Raw genomic sequence first — 18,470 nt, 5'->3', positions numbered from 1 at the left:
TTCACAGGCGGGGCGTTTTGTCCATATCAGGGGGCATGGACAGCACATCCGACCCCTTCGCGGGCAGCCCCCTCGCGCCCTCTCTCGACGAGATCGAGACCATCGCGCGCCATGTGATCGCCACCCTGCCCGAGCCGTTCCGCCGCGCGGCGGCGGAGGTGGCGCTTCGGGTCGTCGATTTCGCGCCCGAGGAGATCCTCGATCAGATGGAGATGGAGCCCTTCGAGCTGACCGGGCTCTACGAGGGCACGCCGATGACCGAGAAATCCAACTGGGACGTGCCGCATGGGCCCGACGTGGTCTGGCTGTTTCGCCGTCCGATCCTCGACGAATGGGCCGAGCGGGGCGACGTCAGCGTGGCCGAGATGGTCGCGCATGTGACGGTGCACGAGTTCGCGCATCATTTCGGCTGGTCCGACGACGACATCGCCGCGATCGACCAGTGGTGGCTTTGACGCCCCGACGCTAGGCGAGGGCCGGATGCGCGCTATCCTCTGGGCGGACACAGCCCAGAGGAGACGCGACATGTCCCATTCCATCAGCCGCCGCGCGGCGCTCATGGCCGGTGCGGCGCTGCCGCTGGCCGCAGGCGCGAGCCTGCCCGGCGCCGCCAATGCCCAAGCCGCGGCCCCGGGCGACGGGGTCGAGCTTCCGACGCATCGCGCCTTCTCGCTGGGCGATGTGAAGGTGACGACCCTGCTCGCCGGCAGCCGCGTCGTGCCCGAGCCGCATTCGATCTTCGGCCTCAATGTCGACGACGAGACCTTTGCGCAGGTGAGCGAGGAGAACTTCATCTCCTCCGACGAGGCGCGGTTCTTCTTCAACCCGGTGCTGGTCGAAGCGGGCGAGAACATGATCCTCGTCGATACCGGTCTCGACGCGGCGGGCATCACCGCGGCGCTGGAGGCCGCGGGCAAGCAGCCCTCCGACGTCACCCACGTGGTGCTGACCCACATGCATGGCGACCACATCGGCGGGCTGATGACCGAAGGCGGGGAAAAGACCTTTGCCAACGCCGCGCATTACGCAGGCCGGGTCGAGTTCGACCACTGGGCCGGGCAGGAGAACGAGGGCTTCGAGACCAAGGTGCGCCCGCTCGAAGGCGAGCTGAACTTCCTCGCCGAGGGCGACACGGTGGGCCCGCTCACCGCGATGGAGGCCTTCGGCCACACGCCGGGCCATCTCGTCTTCACCGTGGCGGGGAGCGAGGGCGAACTTTTGCTGATGGCCGATACCGCCAACCACTACGTCTGGTCGCTGGGCGAGCCCGATTGGCATGTCCGCTTCGACAGCGACAAGGACATGGCCGTCGAGACGCGGCGCAGGGTGCTGTCGATGGCAGCCGAGCGCAGGATGCCGGTGATCGGCTACCACATGCCCTTCCCCGGGGCGGGCTATGTCATGGCGGTGGACGACGGCTTTGCCTGGGTGCCGCACAGCTACCAGCTGACGCTCTGATCACTCGGCCGGGGTGGGATCGGGCTTGCCGCCCGGCCCCTGCCCCGGCCTGCTTTGCGGCACGAGGCGCGGCTCGGGCAGCCGCCAGACCAGCAGCGCCACGGCGACGAAGGCGGCCGCGTTGAACCACAGCGCGGCCGTCATCGCGCCGGGATAATCGCCGCCGCCGCGCAGCATCCCGAAAAAGAGCTGCCCCATCACCGCCACGCCCAAAGCGCCGCCGACCTGCTGGAAGCTTTGCAGCGCGCCCGAGCCCGCGCCCGTGTCGCGGTCGGCGACATTGGCCAGCACCGTCTGGAACAGCGGCGAGACGGCGGTGCCGAGCCCCAGCCCCGCGATCCCGAGCGGTATGATAAAGGCCGAGCGCGACAGCGCCCCGCCCTCTTCGGGCAGCACCAGCCGCAGCGCGGTCATGCCGATCACCAAGAGTACCGCCCCCGCCGTGATCCGCTGGCGCGGCCAGCGCGTGCCAAGGCGCCCCGACAGGACCGAGGCCCCCAGCACGCCGAGCGAGAACGGCATGGTGGTGATCCCGGATTCCAGCGGCGTCAGCCCGAAGCCGACCTGCAGGAAGATCGCGAAGACCAGAAAGAAGCCGGGAATGCCCGCGAAGAGCAGCGTGGCGAGCGCGGAGCCGGTGACGTAATCGGCATTGGCCAGAAGGCTGGCCGGGATGAGCTGCGGAGCGCCCTTGCGGGCCTGCCTGCGCTGCCATGCCACGAAGGCGATGCCCACCGGCAGCGCCGCCGCCATCATCACGAAGACCCATGCGGGCCAGCCAAGTTGCCGCCCCTCGATCAGTGGAAACAGCAGCAGCATCAGCCCCGTGCCCGCCAGCGCCATGCCGACGAGATCGAGCCGCAGCGCCGCATCTCCGGGGATCTTCGGCACGAAGCGCATCGCCGCCAGAACCGCGATCACGCCCACGGGGATGTTGACGAGAAAGATCGGCCGCCAGTCGAGCCCCATGATGTCGGCTCCGATGAGGAACCCACCGAGCACCGGCCCGGTCACGCTCGCCAGCCCCGCCGAAAGGCCGAACAGCGCGAAGGCTGCGCCGCGCTCGCGCGGGGGAAACAGCGCCGGGACCAGCGCCAGCGTCTGCGGCGTCATCATCGCGCCACCGATGCCCTGCAACACGCGCGCGGCCACGAGGCTGCCGATGCCGGGGGCCAGGCCGCACAGCGCCGAGGCGATGGTGAAGACGGTGACCCCGATGACGAACATGCGCCTGCGCCCGACCACGTCGCCCAGACGACCCGCGGGCAGCAAGAACAACGCGAAGCTCAGGATATAGGCGGCGACGACCCATTCGATCTGGCTGTCGGTGGCGTCGAACGCGTCCTGAAGCGACGGGATGGCGACGTTGACGATGGTCACGTCGATCAGGTTCATGAAGCCCGCCACCAAAAGCGCCGCCATGGCGATCCAGCGGCCCCTGAGCGGTGTGTCGTCCTCGGTCATCTCGTATCCCGGCGCGCGGCTGCCGCGTCAGATCGGATGCACCGGCCAGTATCCCCCCAGCCGGTCGAGCCCGTGCCGGATCAGCTCTGCCAGAACGCCGCGATCCACATCGGCGAGCTTGTTGATGTAAAGGCACGATTTGCCCAGCCGATGCTTGCCCAGACGGTCGAGGATCGGGTTGGCCGCGTCGTAGCCGGGCATGATGTAGAGCACGAGATGCGCCTTTCGAGGCGAAAACCCGGTGGCGAGAAAGCGCCCCGAGCGGCCGCTGTCATAGACATAGTCGTAAGCGCCGTAACCGACGATGGATGGCCCCCACATCTGCGGCACGAAACCGGTGACCTCGCGAAACAGCGCATCGAGCGCCCGGGCGTCCTCGCGCCGCCGCGCGGGCGTCACCGCGCCGAGAAAATCCGCGACGCTGGCTTGCGTGGGCATGGTCTTGTTCCCGCTCATTTCCATTCCCTCTGCCGCCAGGCACAGGTCCCAGCCTAGCGGGCCGATGCAGCGGTGCAAGACCGCGTATGATGCGGCGCCGCGCAGGTTGTCTTGCCCCCGGGCCACGGGTACTCTGTCGCCAAAGCGGAAACAGGGCCCGGGCGAACCGGTCCCGGCGATCGGGGGCAATCGGTCATGTCGGCAGGAGCCATGCGCGCGTTCACTCTCGCGGCGGCAATGGGACTCGCGCAGGTGCCTTTCGCCTTCGCGCAGGAGATCACCACCAAGCAATACGAGGATGGCGGCGTCTACGAGGGCACCTTCCTCAATGGCCGCCAGCACGGCATGGGCAGCTACCGGCTGCCGAACGGCTATGAATACGTGGGCGAATGGTTCGAGGGCGAGATCCGCGGCGAAGGTCAGGCGACCTTTCCCAACGGCTCGGTCTACGAGGGCCAGTTCGCGCGCGGCAAGCCCGAGGGCGTGGGCCGGATCACCTTCGCCGATGGCGGCACCTACGAGGGCGAGTGGGAGGACGGCAAGATCACCGGTCGCGGCACCGCCGAATACGCCAATGGCAGCCGCTACGAGGGCGAATTCCGCAATGCCATGCACCACGGCATCGGCACGCTGACGAGCCCCGACGGCTATGTCTACGAAGGCCAGTGGATCAACGGCGTCAAGGAAGGCGAAGGCAAGATTACCTATCCCGACGGCGCGGTCTACGAAGGCACGCTCAAGGGCGGCGAGCGCGACGGAGAGGGCCGGCTCACCATGCCCGACGGGCTGATCTACGAGGGCGGCTGGGTCGATGGGCGGATCGAGGGCGAAGGCCGGCTGGAGCAGCCCGGCGGCGATGTCTACATCGGCAGCTTCACTGCCGGAAAGCGGCAGGGACAGGGCCGGGTCGAATACGCCAATGGCGACGTCTACGAGGGCACCTTCGAGAACGACCGCCGCCACGGCAAGGGCAGCTTCACCGGCACCGACGGCTACCGCTACGAGGGCGATTGGGTCGAGGGGCGGATCGAGGGCGAGGGCGAAGTCACCTACCCCGACGGTTCGGTCTACGAGGGCCAGTTCGAGAACGACCTCGCCCATGGCACCGGCAAGATCACCTATACCGACGGCTCGACCTATGAGGGCGACTGGTCGGAGGGCGTGATCGAGGGCACGGGCGTGGCCACCTATGCCAACGGCCTCGTCTACGAGGGCGAGTTCCGCGACGCGCAGAACCACGGCCGGGGCAAGATGACCTATGCCGACGGCTACAGCTACGAAGGCGGATGGGCCGAGGGCCAGCGCGAGGGCGAGGGCGTGGCCACCTATGCCGACGGCACCGTCTACGAGGGCGGCTTCAGGGACGGGCAGCGGCACGGGACGGGCAAGATCACCATGCCCGACGGCTTTACCTATGAAGGCGCATGGTCGAACGGCGAGATCGAGGGCGAAGGCATCGCGACCTATGCCAATGGCGACGTCTACGAGGGCATGTTCCGCGGCGGGCGGCGGCAGGGCCAGGGCGTGATGCGCTATGCCACCGGCGAGACCGAGGATGGCGGCTGGAGCGACGGCGCCTTTGTCGGCGACGCGCCGGTCGAGCGGCCGCGGGTGATCCTGCCCGATGCGGCGGAGGAGGCGACCGAGGGCGACGGGACCGCGCAGACCGAAGCCGAAGCGGCGGCGCCGGATGCCGAGACCTCCGAGGCGCCGCAGGTGATCGAGGCCGCGCCCGATGCGGGTGATGTGACGATCGAGACCACGCCCGCGCAGGAATGAGCCGCTACCAAGGCACCGCTTCGCCGCGCCAGTCGTAGAACCCGCCCGATTGCGCAGGCTCCAGCCCTTCAATCACGGCGAGCAGGTTCGCCGCGGCCTCGGGGGCGGCCACCATGCGGTGCTTTCCCGCATAAGCCGCGGTGAAGCCCGTCTCCACCGTGCCGGGATGCAGCGCCACGAGGAGCGCCGCGCGGTCGTGGCGCTTGAGCTCGATCGCCGCGCCATGCACGATCTGGTTCAGCGCCGCCTTGGAGGCGCGGTAGGAATGCCAGCCGCCGATCTCGTTGTCCTCGATCGAGCCCACCCGCGCCGACAGCACCCCCGCCCGCCCGCCGGGGGCGATGAGCCGGGGCAGGTGCCGCAGGATCAGCGCCGGGCCGATGGCGTTGACGGCGAAAACATGAGCCATTGCCTGCGCATCGATCGCACCAAGGGATTTTTCCGGCCCCAGCCCTTGGGGCGCGAGGATGCCGATGGCGACGAGGATCAGCTCGTATGGCCCCTCCAGAGCGCCCAGCACCCGCTCGATCGAGGTCGCATCGGTGACATCGAACCCGTCGTGGCGGCGCGACAGCCGCGTGACGCGCGCGCCCCGCGCCTCCAATGCCTCGGCCAGCGCCGCACCGATGCCGCCAGAGGCACCGATGACGAGGGCGCGCTCACTCGGCATAGATCATCTTGCGCGTCATGCCGCCATCGAGCAGCACCTCCTGGCCGGTCATGAAGCCCGCGCCCGCCAGCCACAGCACCGCCTCGGCCACGTCCTCGGGACGGCCCGCCCGGCCCGCCGGGTGCTGCGCGTGGTCGATCTCGCGCAGTTCTTCGCCCCCGTCGGTGACGATCCAGCCCGGGGCCAGCGCGTTGACGCGGATCTCGGGGCCCAATGAGACGGCGAGCGCGTGGGTCAACGCCGTCAGCCCGCCCTTGGCGGCGGCATAGGGCTCGGTCTGCGGCTCGGACTGGTGCGCCCGGCTGGAGGTGACGTTGACGATCGCGCCGCGCCGCGCGCGCAAAAGCGGCACGCAATGCTTGGTCATCAGCAGCGCGCCGGTGAGGTTGGTGTCGAGGAAGGCCTGCCAGATCTCGAGCGCCAGATCCTCGACCGGCCCCACCTCGGGATCGGCGATGCCTGCGTTGTTGACCAGAAGATCGAGCCCGTCCCAGCCCGTCGCCGCCACGGCGTCCTGCACCGAGGCCTCGTTCGAGACGTCCGCCTCCAGCGCCGCTACCCCGTCCGGCAGGGCGGCCAGCGCCTCCGCGTCGCGGTCGAGCGCGGCGACCTGCCAGCCCTCTCGCATCAGCCGCAGCACGACGCCGCGCCCTATACCCTTCGCGCCGCCGGTGACGAGCGCCCGTTTGATGTCATCTGCCATGGCGCGCGATCTAGCCGGGCATGGGGCGCGGTCAATCCGTGACGACGCCTGACGCGCGTGGCATCATCGCGCGTGTAAAGCAGGAGGATCGCCCATGGACCGCCCCGTCATCTACCACATCCCCGTCTGCCCGTTTTCGCAGCGCGTCGAGATCCTGCTCGCGCTCAAGGGGCTGTCGGAGGCGGTCGAGTTCCGGGTCATCGACATCACCGAGCCGCGGCCCGACTGGCTCCTGGAAAAGACCGGCGGCACCACGGCGCTGCCGGTTCTGGAGACCGAGGACGGTGGCGTGCTGAAGGAAAGCCTCGTCATCCTGCGCTATGTCGAGGAGCGCTGGGCCGAGCCGCGCGTCGCCCGCGCCGACCCGTTCGAGCGCGGGATCGAGCGGCTCTTCATCACCCGCGAGGGGCCCTTCGGCATGGCCGGATACCTCTATGTGATGAACACCGACCGGGCCAAGACGGAGGAAAAGCGCGAGGCGCTGCTCGGCCATTACCGCTGGCTGAACGAGATGCTGGAGCGGCACAACCCGGACGGCACATGGCTGTTCGACCGCTTTGGCCTGGCGGAGATCGTCTATACGCCGCTGATGATGCGCTTCTGGTTCCTGGTGCATTACGAGGGCTTCGCCCTGCCCGACACGTCCGAGTTTGCCCGTGTGCGGCGCTGGCGCGCGGCCTGCCTCGACCACGAGGCGGCGCAGCAGGTGCGCTATGATCAGATCGTGAAACTCTATTACGACTATGCCGTGGGCTCGGGCAACGGCGCGCGGCCCGAGGGTCGGCAAAGGTCGAGCTTCGTGTTCGAACCCGACTGGCGCGACCGGCCCATGCCGCCGCGCGACAAGTACGACCGCGTGGCCTCGGACGCGGAGTTGGGACTTCTGCCCTCTTAGGGGTTTTCATTGCGGATTCGGGCGATATAGTCCCGCCCATGAGCCGGAACGTCATCCTCTCGTCCCCCGCGGCCCTGCCCGCGCTTCGGACCCTTCTTCTCCTTACGCGCCTCTGAGCGTGCCATTCGGCGCGACCGCTCAGAGGGGACAATCGCGCCGGACAAAGCACCCGGACCCGAGAGGAATCGAGAGATGACCACCACACCCGACACCCGCCCCGAAAACCGCGTCCTGATCTTCGACACGACGCTGCGCGACGGCGAGCAATCGCCCGGCGCCACCATGACCCATGCCGAGAAGCTGGAGATCGCCGAGCTGCTCGACGAGATGGGCGTCGACATCATCGAGGCCGGTTTCCCGATCGCCTCGGAGGGCGATTTCAAGGCGGTGAGCGAGATCGCCCGGCAATCGCGCAATGCCACGATCTGCGGCCTCGCGCGCGCCAATTACAAGGATATCGACCGCTGCTGGGAGGCGGTGAAACACGCCCGCTCCCCGCGCATCCACACCTTCATCGGCACCTCGCCGCTGCACCGCGCCATCCCGAACCTGACCCAAGACGAGATGGCCCAGCGCATCCACGACACCGTGACCCACGCGCGCAACCTGTGCGACAACGTACAATGGTCGCCGATGGACGCGACCCGCACCGAGTGGGACTATCTCGCCCGCGTGGTCGAGATCGCGATCAAGGCCGGAGCCACGACGATCAACATCCCCGACACGGTGGGCTACACCGCCCCGGTGGAGAGCGCCGATCTCATTCGCCGCCTGATCGCCGAGGTGCCGGGTGCGGACGAGATCATCTTTGCCACCCACTGCCACAACGATCTGGGCATGGCGACGGCCAACAGCCTCGCCGCCGTCGAGGGCGGCGCGCGCCAGATCGAATGCACGATCAACGGCCTGGGCGAGCGCGCGGGTAACACCGCGCTGGAAGAGGTCGTCATGGCGCTCAAGGTGCGCCACGACATCCTGCCGTGGGACACCGGCGTCGACACGCGCAAGATCATGAACATCTCGCGCCGCGTCGCCACCGTCTCGGGCTTTCCGGTGCAGTTCAACAAGGCGATCGTCGGCAAGAACGCCTTCGCGCATGAGAGCGGCATCCACCAGGACGGGATGCTCAAGAACGCCGAGACCTTCGAGATCATGCGCCCCGAGGACGTGGGCCTCGCGGGCACCTCGCTGCCGCTGGGCAAGCATTCGGGCCGCGCGGCGCTGCGCGCCAAGCTGCGCGAGCTGGGCTTCGAGATGGCCGACAACCAGCTCAACGATACCTTCGTGCGGTTCAAGGATCTGGCCGACCGCAAGAAGGAGGTCTATGACGACGACCTGATCGCGCTGGTGCGCCAGAACGAGGCGGTCTCGGACCGGGTCCGGCTCAAGGCGCTCAAGGTGATCTGCGGCACCGAGGGGCCGCAGCACGCCGAGATGACGCTGACCATCGACGACGCGGAGAAATCGGTCGATGCGACGGGTGACGGGCCGGTCGACGCCACCTTCAACGCGATCAAGGCGCTGTTCCCGCACGAGGCGCGGCTGCAGCTCTACCAGGTGGCCGCTGTGACCGAGGGGACGGATGCGCAGGCGACGGTCTCGGTGCGGCTGGAGGAAGACGGGCGGATCGCGACCGGCCAGTCGGCCGACACCGATACCGTCGTGGCCTCCGCCAAGGCCTATATCAACGCGGTCAACCGGCTGCTGGTGCGGCGCGAAAAGACCGCGCCGAATGCCGACGTCAAGGGCGTGGGCTACATGGACGCGGGCGAGTGATCGCCCCGGGGGCGGGGGGCCACGCGGGCGCCCTGCCCCCGAACGCAGCCTTCGGGCGGCGAAAATGCGCTGACCGTCTTGGTTGCAGGGCCTTTCCGCGACGGGCGGTCATGCCTATAAGGCCCGAGGTCCGCAGGCCGGAGTCGCGGAACATCACAGCACTGGTTACGGGATAGATTACGCCATGTTCGGATTGGGCAGCTTGTTTTCGTCTGACATGGCGATCGACCTCGGCACGGCGAACACGCTGGTCTATGTCAAGGGCCGCGGCATCGTGCTGTCGGAACCGTCGGTCGTAGCCTACCACGTCAAGGACGGCGTGAAGAAGGTGCTCGCCGTCGGCGAGGACGCCAAGCTCATGCTGGGCCGGACGCCCGGCTCGATCGAGGCGATCCGCCCGATGCGCGAGGGCGTCATCGCCGATTTCGACGTGGCCGAGGAGATGATCAAGTATTTCATCCGCAAGGTGCACAAGCGGACGACCTTCTCCAAGCCCAAGATCATCGTCTGCGTGCCGCATGGCGCCACCCCTGTGGAAAAACGCGCGATCCGCCAGTCGGTACTGTCCGCCGGTGCACGGCGCGCAGGGCTGATCGCCGAGCCGATCGCCGCGGCCATAGGCTCGGGCATGCCGATCACCGATCCGACCGGCAACATGGTCGTCGATATCGGCGGCGGCACGACCGAAGTGGCGGTGTTGTCGCTTGGCGACATCGTCTATGCCCGCTCGGTGCGCGTCGGCGGCGACCGGATGGACGAGGCGATCGTCAGCTACCTGCGCCGCCAGCACAACCTTCTGGTCGGCGAGGCCACGGCCGAGCGGATCAAGACCCAGATCGGTACCGCCCGCATGCCCGATGACGGGCGCGGGCAATCGATGCATATCCGCGGCCGCGACCTTCTCAACGGCGTGCCCAAGGAGACCGAGATCTCCCAGGCGCAGATCGCCGAGGCGCTGGCCGAGCCGGTGCAGCAGATCTGCGAGGCGGTGATGACCGCGCTCGAAGCGACCCCGCCGGATCTCGCCGCCGACATCGTCGATCGCGGCGTGATGCTGACGGGCGGCGGCGCGCTGCTGGGCCAGCTCGACCTCGCGCTGCGCGAGCAGACCGGCCTTGCCGTTTCGGTGGCCGACGAGTCACTCAACTGTGTGGCGCTCGGCACCGGCAAGGCGCTGGAATACGAGAAACAGCTGCGCCATGTGATAGACTACGACAGCTGACCGCGGCGCCCGCCGTGGGCGCCCTGCCCCGCCCTGGGGCGACATGCCATATCACGAGGGGGTACGCGCTCCTTGGCCAGATCACGTCACAGCGGCGAGGAGTTCGCCCGCCCGATCCGCAGACTGCTGGTCGGGCTTTTGGTGCTTGCGCTTCTGGCGCTCTTCGCGCTGTGGCGCATCGACAGCCCGCGGGTCGAGCGGATGCGCGCCGAGGTGATCGACCGGGTGCTCCCCTCCTTCGACTGGGCGCTCGCCCCGGTCACCGGCCTCGCCACCATGGCGGCGAATTTCCAGAGCTACGCCCATCTGCACGAGCAGAACCGCCAGCTGCGGCGTGAATTGCAGCAGATGCGCGCCTGGCGCGAGGCGGCGCTGCAGCTCGAACAGGAGAATGCCAAGCTTCTCGATCTTAACAAGGTCCGCCTCGATCCGGAGCTGACCTACATCACCGGCGTGGTCATGGCCGACAGCGGCTCGCCCTTCCGCCAATCGGTGCTGCTCAACGTCGGCGCACGCGACGGGGTGCTCGACGGCTGGCCGGCGATGGACGGGATCGGGCTTGTCGGGCGGATCTCGGGCGTGGGTCAGTCCACCAGCCGGGTCATGCTGCTCACCGACACATCGAGCCGCATCCCCGTGACGATCCAGCCCTCGGGGCAGCGCGCGATCCTCGCGGGCGACAACACGATCTACCCGCCGATCGACTTTCTTGAGAACCCCGACCTCGTGCGCCCGGGCGACCGCGTCGTCTCCTCCGGCGATGGCGGCATGTTCCCCGCCGACCTGCTGGTGGGACAGGTGACGATGAGCGCCGACGGGCGGCTCAGGATCCGGCTCGCCGCCGATTACGAGCGGCTCGAATTCCTGCGCGTGCTCAGGAGCCACCAAGCCGAGGTGCTGGACGAGGCCGGCCGGCTGATCGTGCCCGAGCCGCGCGAGGTCTTCGGCCCGCCCGCCCCCGCGCCCGAGAGCCTCGCGCCTGCCGACGAGGCGGCGGCCTCCGCTGCGGAGACGCAAGATGGCTAGTCCGCGGCCCACCAGGCTCTGGCTCGGACGGGCGGGTGTCGCGGCGCTGGCGCTGGTGCTGATCATCGCGCGGCTTTTGCCGCTCGACACGCTGCCGCCGCGCTGGGCGGGGCCGGACCTGCTGCTTGCCGTGCTGCTGCTGTGGACGCTGCGCCGTCCCCGGCTGGCGCCGGTCTGGCTGATCGCGGGGGTGGTGCTGCTGGCGGATTTCCTGTTCCAGCGCCCGCCGGGCCTCATGGCCGCGCTGACGGTGATCGCCACCGAGATGCTGCGCCGCAGGCAGCCGCGGCTGCGCGCCGGCGGCTTCGGCGTCGAATGGGGGGCCGCGGCGCTGGCGGTGGCGGGCATACTGGCCGCCGCGCAGCTGGTCATGCTGGTCGCCGTGATCCCGGCCCCGCCGCCGGGGCTGGTCGCGAGCCAGGCGCTCGCCACGGCGCTGGCCTATCCGCTCACAGCCTTCGCCGCGCGCTGGCTGTTCGGCATCGCCCGCGGTTCGATCGACACCCGCCGGAGGATCTCCGCATGAAACGCCCGCCCAAGGAAACCGCCGAGAGTACCCGCCGCATCGCCCGGCGCAGCCTGCTGATCGGCACGGCGCAGCTCGGCATGATCGGCGTGCTGGGCTGGCGGATGCGCTCAATGCAGGTCGAGGAGGGCGAGATCTATCGCAACCTCGCCGAGGAAAACCGCATCAACATGCGGCTCATCCCGCCCTCGCGCGGGCTGATCTTCGACCGCAACGGCGTGCCGCTCGCGGTCAACGAGCAGAATTACCGCATCATCATCACCCGCGAGGATGCGGGCGATGTCGATGACACGCTCGACCGGCTGGCGCGGCTGATCTCGCTACCCGATGAGGCGATCGAGGACGTCAAGGCCGAGATGGCGCGCCGCCCCGGCTTTGTTCCCGTCACCGTGGCCGAGCGCGTGCCGTGGGAGGACGTGGCCAAGGTCACGGTCAACACCCCCGCCCTGCCCGGCATCACCGCCGAGGTCGGCCTGTCGCGCCATTACCCGCGCGGTTCGGACACGGCGCATGTGGTGGGCTATGTCGGCCCGGTCTCGGATTACGACCTGTCGAAGATGGATGACCCCGACCCCTTGATGCAGATCCCGCGCTTCCAGATCGGCAAGACCGGGGTGGAGGCCAAGTTCGAGGAGGAGCTGCGCGGCTCGGCCGGCACCAAGCGGATCGAGGTCAACGCCGCCGGCCGGGTGATGCGCGAGATCGACCGCGAGGAGGGCAAGTCGGGCGCCGACATCCAGCTCACCATCGACAGCAAGCTGCAAAGCTATGCCGAGGCCCGGCTCGAGGGCGAGAGCGCCTCGGTGGTGGTGATGGATCTCGAGACCGGCGACCTGCGCGCCGTCGCCTCGGCACCGACCTTCGACCCGAACCTCTTCGTGCGCGGCATCTCGGGGCCCGACTGGCGGGCGCTCAACGAGAACAAGTATCGCCCGCTCTCGGCCAAGACCGTGCAGGGCGCCTATCCGCCCGGCTCCACCTTCAAGATGGTGGTGGCGCTGGCGGCGCTGGAATCGGGGCTCGTGGGGCCCGAGGACACCGAGTACTGCCCCGGTTACACGGAGGTGGGCGGCACGCGGTTTCACTGCTGGAAGCGCGGCGGGCACGGCAATGTCGACATGCACCGCTCGCTTCAGGAAAGCTGCGACGTCTACTACTACGAGGTCAGCCAGAAGATCGGCATCGACCGGATCGCCGAGATGGCGCGCCGGCTCGGGGTCGGCGTCGAGCACGACGTGCCGATGTCGGCGGTGAGCACGGGCGTGGCGCCCGACACCCAGTGGAAGCGCGACCGCTATGGCGAGGCCTGGCGCATCGGCGACACGGTCAACGCCTCGATCGGCCAGGGCTACGTGCTGGCGACGCCCCTGCAGCTCGCGGTGATGACGGCGCGGCTGGCGACGGGGCGCGACGTGCGGCCCCGGCTGATCCATTCGGTCGGCGGCGTGATCCAGCCCTCGGGCGCGGGCGATCCCATGGGGCTCAACGAGAACTACCTGCGCCGCGTGCGCGCGGCGATGAACGACGTCTCCAACGCCCGGCGCGGCACCGGCTTTCGCTCGCGCATCGTGGCCGAGGGGATGCAGATGGCGGGCAAGTCGGGCACCAGCCAGGTGCGCCGCATCACCGCCGAGGAGCGCGCGCGCGGCGTCACCTCGAACGCCGACCTGCCCTGGGAACGGCGCGACCACGCGCTGTGGGTCAACTTCGCGCCCTATGACAACCCGCGCTTCGCGATCTCGGTCATCGTCGAGCATGGCGGCGGCGGCTCCTCGGTCGCGGCCCCCATCGCGCGGGACGTGACGCTGCAGGCGCTCTACGACGGCCCGCCGCCGCTCGAGGCCTACCCGTCGAACCTGCATGACGAGATCGCCGCGCAGCAAAAGCGGATCGAGAACCACGTCGCGCGCGGCACGACCTCCTCGGACAGGGCCTGAGATGAGCTACCTCGAAGCCAATGCCAAGTTCGTCCCCACCGGGTTTCGCAAGCTGCTGTATCTCAACTGGCCGGTGATCCTGCTGATCTCGGCCGTCTGCGGCTTCGGCTTCCTGATGCTCTACTCGGTCGCGGGGGGCTCGACCACGCCGTGGATGGAGCCGCAGATGAAGCGCTTCGGCGTCGGCATGGTGGCGATGATCATCGTCGCCATGGTGCCGATCTGGTTCTGGCGCAACATGGCGCTTCTGGCCTATGGCGGCTCGCTCGCGCTTCTGGTGGCGGTGGACATGTTCGGCACGGTCGGCATGGGCGCGCAGCGCTGGATCGACCTTGGGCCGATCCGGTTGCAGCCCTCCGAGCTGATGAAGGTCAGCCTCGTGATGCTGCTGGCCGCCTATTACGACTGGCTGCCGCTCAGGCGCACCTCGCATATCTTCTGGGTGCTGCTGCCGGTGATCTTCATCTCGATCCCGACGCTGCTGACGCTGGCGCAGCCCGATCTCGGCACGGCACTCCTGCTGCTGATCGGCGGGGCGACGGTGATGTTCGCCGCCGGCGTCCACTGGGCCTATTTCGCCACCGTGATCGCGGCGGGCGTCGGCGCGGTCTATGCCGTCTTCGTTTCAAGGGGAACGTCGTGGCAGCTCCTGAAGGATTACCAGTATCGCCGGATTGACACCTTCCTTGATCCCTCGAACGACCCCTTGGGCGCGGGCTACCACATCACCCAGGCCAAGATCGCGCTCGGCTCGGGTGGCTGGACCGGGCGCGGCTTCATGCAGGGCACGCAAAGCCGCCTCAACTTCCTGCCCGAGAAGCACACCGACTTCATCTTCACCACCCTGGCCGAGGAGCTGGGCTTCGTCGGCGCCTCGACGCTGCTGGCGCTCTACGGGCTGATCATCTTCTTCTGCGTCGCCTCGGCGGTGAACAACCGCGACCGCTTCGCCTCGTTGCTGACGATCGGCATCACCATGACGTTCTTCCTGTTCTTCGCGGTGAACATGTCGATGGTGATGGGCCTTGCGCCGGTGGTCGGCGTACCGTTGCCGCTGGTGAGCTATGGCGGATCGGCGATGCTGGTGCTGCTCTTGGCCTTCGGGCTGGTCCAGAGCGCGCATGTCCACAAGCCGAGGTAACATGAAGATCCTGTTCTCCGCCCCCGAAAGCGACTGGGCCGACTACCGCGACCTGCTCCCCTCCGCGCTGGCCCGTGCCGGCATCGAGGCGGAGGTCGTGCGCGAGGCGGCGCCCGAGACGGTCGATTACATCGTCTATGCGCCCAATGACGCGCTGCGCGACTTCACCCCCTTCAGCCGCGCCCGCGCGGTGCTGTCGCTCTGGGCCGGGGTGGAGCGGATCGTCGGCAACGCGACGCTGACCCAGCCGCTCACCCGCATGGTCGATGCGGGGCTGGAGCGCGGCATGGTCGAATACGTGACCGGCCACGTGCTGCGCCATCATCTGGGGCTGGACGCGCATGTGGTGAACCCCGAGCAGGACTGGGATCCCTCGCCCCCGCCGCTCGCCGCCGACCGGCCCGTCACCATGCTCGGCCTCGGCGCGCTGGGCCGCGCCTGCGCGCAGGCGCTGGCGGGTCTGGGCTTTCCGGTGACGGGCTGGAGCCGGACGCAGAAAGACATCGCGGGGCTGCGCTGCCTGTCGGGCGAAGAGGGGCTTTCGGAGGCGCTCGAGGGCGCGCAGATCGTCGTGACATTGCTGCCGCTGACGTCCGAGACTGAGAACCTGCTCGCCGCGGCGCGCCTCGCCCTGCCCGCACGAGGGGCCGCGCTGATCAACCCCGGGCGCGGGCCGCTAATCGACGACGCGGCTCTGCTCGCGGCGCTGGACGAGGGCCGGATCGGCCATGCGACGCTCGACGTGTTCCGCACCGAGCCGCTGCCCCGCGACCACCCCTACTGGCACCATCCGCGCGTCACCGTGACGCCGCATGTCGCCTCGGCCACGCGGCCCGCCACGGCCGCGCGGGTGATCGTCGAGAACATCCGCCGCGCCGAGGCGGGCGAGCCGCTCTTGCACCTCGTCGATCGGGCGCGCGGCTACTGAGCTTCAGTGCAGGCGCGGCGGCTTTTCGGGGTCGGTGCCGGGGGCCTTGGGTCCGGGGGTGACATGCGGCTGCGGCAGCTTGAGCCTAAGCCCGGCGCGGGCGATGCGGCGCGCGGTCTCCGTCTGGCCTTCGAGAAAGGTCACGTCGAGCGCGCCCTCCTCCAGCCCCGAGAAGGTCAGAGCCTCGCCCACCGCGACGGCAAGCCCGCGCTCGGCCATCGGCGCGGGGTCGAGAAAGGCCAAAAGCGGCGCCTCGCGCCCGTCGGCATATTCGACCCGGACGAGGAACGCCTCGCGCGCGAGGCCCCGCGCCGAAGCGAGCTTCTCGTCGAGGGCCGCGAGCAGCGCCTCGGAGACGTCGCGCGGCGGGTTGACGGCGACGGGGCGTTCGGAGGCCTCCTGCGGCGCATGGGTCAGCGTCTCGGCCAGCCATGTCAGCGCCTCGGGCGGCAAGAGCCGCGCCGAGGGGGCGACACGCGGGTTGAGCGCGAGGCCGAGCCCCTGGCTGCCGAGGATCTGCGCCAGCGCCCGGCCCGGCACGGCGGCGTGGAAGGCGGCTGCGCCCGCGTATTCGGAAAGGCGCTCCTCGCGGTCGAAGGCCACGGCGTAGCTCTGCCCCGCCTCCTCGATGGTCACCGGGGTCACGCTTTCCTCGTCGGCCTCGTCGGCGAGCAGCAGGTAAAGCTCCGCATCCGCGAGGCGGCCGTAATAGCGCAGCCGCGCTGCGTCGTCCTCGGGCGCGGCCTCCATGGCCGCCGAGGCCACGTCCAGTCCGGTTTCCATGCTCAGTCCTCCATCACCTCGCGCACGCGGGCCTTGAGCGCGGGCAGAACCTCCGCCTCGAACCACGGGTTGCGCTTGATCCACGCGGTATTGCGCCACGAGGGATGAGGCAAGGGAAAGAGACCGGGGCCGAAATCGCGCCACTGGCGCACCCGCTCGGTCACGCCCGGCCCGCGGCCCAAATGCCAGTTCATCGCCGCACCGCCGATCAGCACGGTGAGGCGGATGTCCGTCAGCTCCGACAGGACGCGATCGCGCCAGACCTGCGCGCAGATGGGTGGCGGCGGCAGGTCCGAGCCCTTGGTGTCGTATCCCGGAAAACAGAAGGCCATCGGCACGATAGCGACGCGGCTGCGGTCGTAGAAGGTGTCTTCGTCCATGCCGAGCCAGTCGCGCAGCCGCTTGCCCGAACGGTCCCAGAAAGGCGTCCCCGCCTCGTGCACGCGAAGCCCCGGCGCCTGGCTCGCGATCAGGAGCCGGGCACCGGGGCGAAACCAGACGACGGGCCGCGGCGCGTGCCGCGTCGCTGTGGCGGCGAACCGGTCGGCGCACAGGCGGCAGGCGGAAAGCTCGGCGCGCAGCTTCTCCATCGCGGCCTACCTCGCGCCCTGCCCGCCGCCCGCGCGCAACATCACGCCCGGCGGCCGCCGCGCAGCACCTTGCGAGCCAGTTTCCAGATGGCGAAATACTTGACGAACTTGCGCATGGGGTCGTTCCTTTCCGATGAGTGGGGTTCGCCCTCCAAACGCGCGAGCGATGCAGAAGTTTCGCCGCGCCGGGCGTGGCGGTGCCGGTCGGGCCGGGCGCAAGATCCGCCGGAGCGCGGAAACATTCTCCCGATTTGGTAAGGATTTGGGCGTCGTTTCGCCATAAACCGGGCCTAGATCGGAATCACGAAGCCCCGGATCGACCCTGATGGTTGGACATGGCAAAGACAGCCGGGCACCGAAGCGGGGAGCAGATGCTCGAGTTCAACCAGGTCAGCAAGTCCTTCTGGACCGGACAGCAGCGCAAGGTCATCCTCGACCGGGCCTCGTTTCGTGTCGAGCTGGGTCGCTCGCTCGGCATTCTCGCGCCCAACGGCACCGGCAAGACCACGCTGATCAACATGATGGCCGGGCTGGAAAAGCCCGACGAAGGCACGATCACCCGCGGCTGCCGGATCTCCTTTCCGCTGGGCTTCATGGGCGGGGTGGTGCCGCGCCACAGCGCGCGAGAGAACGCGCGCTACATCGCCCGGCTCTACGGGCTCGACCCCGATTACGTCGAGGCCTTCTGCCGCTGGCTTTGCGGCATCGCGGAATATTTCGACCGGCCCGTCGGCACCTACAGCCAAGGGATGCGCGCGCGCTTCACCTTTTCGCTGATGCTGGCGCTGGATTTCGACATCTACCTGATCGACGAGGGCATGCCGCAGACCACGGACGCCGCCTTCAACCGCAAGGCCGGCGAAATCCTGCGCGAGCGGCTGGAGACCACCACGGTAATCATCGTCTCGCACCAGCCGCAGACGCTGGAGCGCTTTGCCCGGCAGGCCGCCGTGCTGCGGCATGGCCGGCTGCACATGTTCGACAGTCTCGAGGAGGCGCGCGAGCTTTATGACTACCACTCCTAAGGTGACCCGTTACCGGCTGCGCGCCGGCACGCCCCTCGCCCCCCGGCCTGTCGATCCCGAGGCCGCGCGCGCCGCCGCGACCGCCGCGATGGAGGCACGCCCCGCCCCC

General features: G+C 69.0%; 19 protein-coding genes. 12 read left to right on the top strand and 7 right to left on the bottom strand.

Annotated elements, in window-relative coordinates; genetic code table 11:
• Positions 1-35 precede the first annotated feature (35 nt).
• Both NHG85_RS12505 and NHG85_RS12500 read left to right on the top strand, forming a co-directional pair.
• Complete coding sequence (locus NHG85_RS12505) at positions 36-455, top strand: metallopeptidase family protein (RefSeq protein WP_253332846.1); 420 nt, start codon at positions 36-38, stop codon at positions 453-455.
• A 70-nt stretch (positions 456-525) separates the two neighbouring features.
• Positions 526-1,458 carry an MBL fold metallo-hydrolase gene (locus tag NHG85_RS12500; RefSeq protein WP_253332844.1) on the top strand — a complete coding sequence of 311 codons (933 nt, stop codon included), beginning with the start codon at positions 526-528 and terminating at the stop codon, positions 1,456-1,458.
• On the opposite strand, the gene NHG85_RS12495 is transcribed toward NHG85_RS12500, so the two are convergent.
• Complete coding sequence (locus tag NHG85_RS12495; RefSeq protein WP_253332842.1) at positions 1,459-2,922, bottom strand: MFS transporter; 1,464 nt, start codon at positions 2,920-2,922, stop codon at positions 1,459-1,461. It abuts the gene before it with no gap.
• Between the two features lie 27 nt (positions 2,923-2,949).
• A complete protein-coding gene (locus tag NHG85_RS12490; RefSeq protein WP_253332840.1) occupies positions 2,950-3,378 on the bottom strand; it encodes a DUF1801 domain-containing protein in 429 nt (142 codons plus the stop codon).
• Positions 3,379-3,597: 219 nt separating this feature from the next.
• Between NHG85_RS12490 and NHG85_RS12485 the strand changes: the two genes are divergently transcribed.
• Positions 3,598-5,139: an MORN repeat-containing protein gene (locus NHG85_RS12485; RefSeq protein WP_253332838.1), complete on the top strand. Its 1,542-nt coding sequence runs from the start codon at positions 3,598-3,600 to the stop codon at positions 5,137-5,139.
• Positions 5,140-5,143: 4 nt separating this feature from the next.
• Here NHG85_RS12485 and NHG85_RS12480 read toward each other — a convergent pair whose 3' ends face one another.
• Both NHG85_RS12480 and NHG85_RS12475 read right to left on the bottom strand, forming a co-directional pair.
• Entirely contained in the window at positions 5,144-5,809 is a 666-nt protein-coding gene (locus tag NHG85_RS12480) for an SDR family NAD(P)-dependent oxidoreductase (RefSeq protein ID WP_253332836.1), read from the bottom strand.
• Positions 5,799-6,512, bottom strand: a complete 714-nt coding sequence (locus tag NHG85_RS12475; protein ID WP_253332834.1) for an SDR family oxidoreductase — start codon at positions 6,510-6,512, stop codon at positions 5,799-5,801. Before NHG85_RS12475 ends, NHG85_RS12480 begins: the two co-directional genes overlap by 11 nt.
• A gap of 94 nt (positions 6,513-6,606) precedes the next feature.
• On the opposite strand from NHG85_RS12475, the gene NHG85_RS12470 reads away from it, so the two are divergent.
• The 8 genes from NHG85_RS12470 to NHG85_RS12435 all read left to right on the top strand — a co-directional run bounded on the left by NHG85_RS12470 (position 6,607) and on the right by NHG85_RS12435 (position 15,963).
• Positions 6,607-7,407 (top strand): glutathione S-transferase family protein, encoded by an 801-nt coding sequence (locus NHG85_RS12470; protein WP_253332832.1) that lies wholly within the window; start codon positions 6,607-6,609, stop codon positions 7,405-7,407.
• 192 nt (positions 7,408-7,599) lie between these two features.
• Complete coding sequence (locus NHG85_RS12465; RefSeq protein WP_253332830.1) at positions 7,600-9,183, top strand: 2-isopropylmalate synthase; 1,584 nt, start codon at positions 7,600-7,602, stop codon at positions 9,181-9,183.
• Between the two features lie 184 nt (positions 9,184-9,367).
• Positions 9,368-10,405 carry a rod shape-determining protein gene (locus NHG85_RS12460; RefSeq protein ID WP_253332828.1) on the top strand — a complete coding sequence of 346 codons (1,038 nt, stop codon included), beginning with the start codon at positions 9,368-9,370 and terminating at the stop codon, positions 10,403-10,405.
• 72 nt (positions 10,406-10,477) lie between these two features.
• Positions 10,478-11,431: a rod shape-determining protein MreC gene (gene mreC / locus NHG85_RS12455; RefSeq protein WP_253332826.1), complete on the top strand. Its 954-nt coding sequence runs from the start codon at positions 10,478-10,480 to the stop codon at positions 11,429-11,431.
• The gene (locus NHG85_RS12450; RefSeq protein WP_253332824.1) at positions 11,424-11,957 is read left to right on the top strand and encodes a rod shape-determining protein MreD; all 534 of its coding nucleotides are present in this window, start codon (positions 11,424-11,426) and stop codon (positions 11,955-11,957) included. Before mreC ends, NHG85_RS12450 begins: the two co-directional genes overlap by 8 nt.
• Positions 11,954-13,894: a penicillin-binding protein 2 gene (mrdA, locus tag NHG85_RS12445; RefSeq protein WP_253332822.1), complete on the top strand. Its 1,941-nt coding sequence runs from the start codon at positions 11,954-11,956 to the stop codon at positions 13,892-13,894. Before NHG85_RS12450 ends, mrdA begins: the two co-directional genes overlap by 4 nt.
• A 1-nt stretch (position 13,895) precedes the next feature.
• Positions 13,896-15,035, top strand: a complete 1,140-nt coding sequence (gene rodA, locus NHG85_RS12440) for a rod shape-determining protein RodA (RefSeq protein ID WP_253332820.1) — start codon at positions 13,896-13,898, stop codon at positions 15,033-15,035.
• Position 15,036: 1 nt separating this feature from the next.
• Positions 15,037-15,963, top strand: coding sequence for a 2-hydroxyacid dehydrogenase (locus NHG85_RS12435; RefSeq protein WP_253332818.1), 927 nt, complete (start codon positions 15,037-15,039; stop codon positions 15,961-15,963).
• A 3-nt stretch (positions 15,964-15,966) separates the two neighbouring features.
• Here NHG85_RS12435 and NHG85_RS12430 read toward each other — a convergent pair whose 3' ends face one another.
• The 3 genes from NHG85_RS12430 to NHG85_RS12420 are packed head-to-tail and all read right to left on the bottom strand — an operon-like array spanning position 15,967 to position 17,578.
• On the bottom strand, positions 15,967-16,746 hold the full coding sequence (locus NHG85_RS12430) for an SseB family protein (RefSeq protein WP_253332816.1): 780 nt from the start codon (positions 16,744-16,746) through the stop codon (positions 15,967-15,969).
• A 2-nt stretch (positions 16,747-16,748) separates the two neighbouring features.
• Positions 16,749-17,336: a uracil-DNA glycosylase family protein gene (locus NHG85_RS12425; RefSeq protein WP_253332814.1), complete on the bottom strand. Its 588-nt coding sequence runs from the start codon at positions 17,334-17,336 to the stop codon at positions 16,749-16,751.
• 41 nt (positions 17,337-17,377) lie between these two features.
• Complete coding sequence (locus NHG85_RS12420) at positions 17,378-17,578, bottom strand: hypothetical protein (protein ID WP_253332812.1); 201 nt, start codon at positions 17,576-17,578, stop codon at positions 17,378-17,380.
• Between the two features lie 129 nt (positions 17,579-17,707).
• On the opposite strand from NHG85_RS12420, the gene NHG85_RS12415 reads away from it, so the two are divergent.
• Positions 17,708-18,361, top strand: coding sequence for an ABC transporter ATP-binding protein (locus tag NHG85_RS12415; protein WP_253332810.1), 654 nt, complete (start codon positions 17,708-17,710; stop codon positions 18,359-18,361).
• The last annotated feature ends 109 nt before the right edge of the window (positions 18,362-18,470 follow it).

It is taken from the genome of Limimaricola litoreus, from assembly GCF_024159025.1.
GTDB lineage: Bacteria > Pseudomonadota > Alphaproteobacteria > Rhodobacterales > Rhodobacteraceae > Limimaricola > Limimaricola litoreus.
The sequence above is the reverse complement of the archived record's forward strand: the minus strand, read 5'-3'. Positions and strand labels throughout refer to the sequence as shown.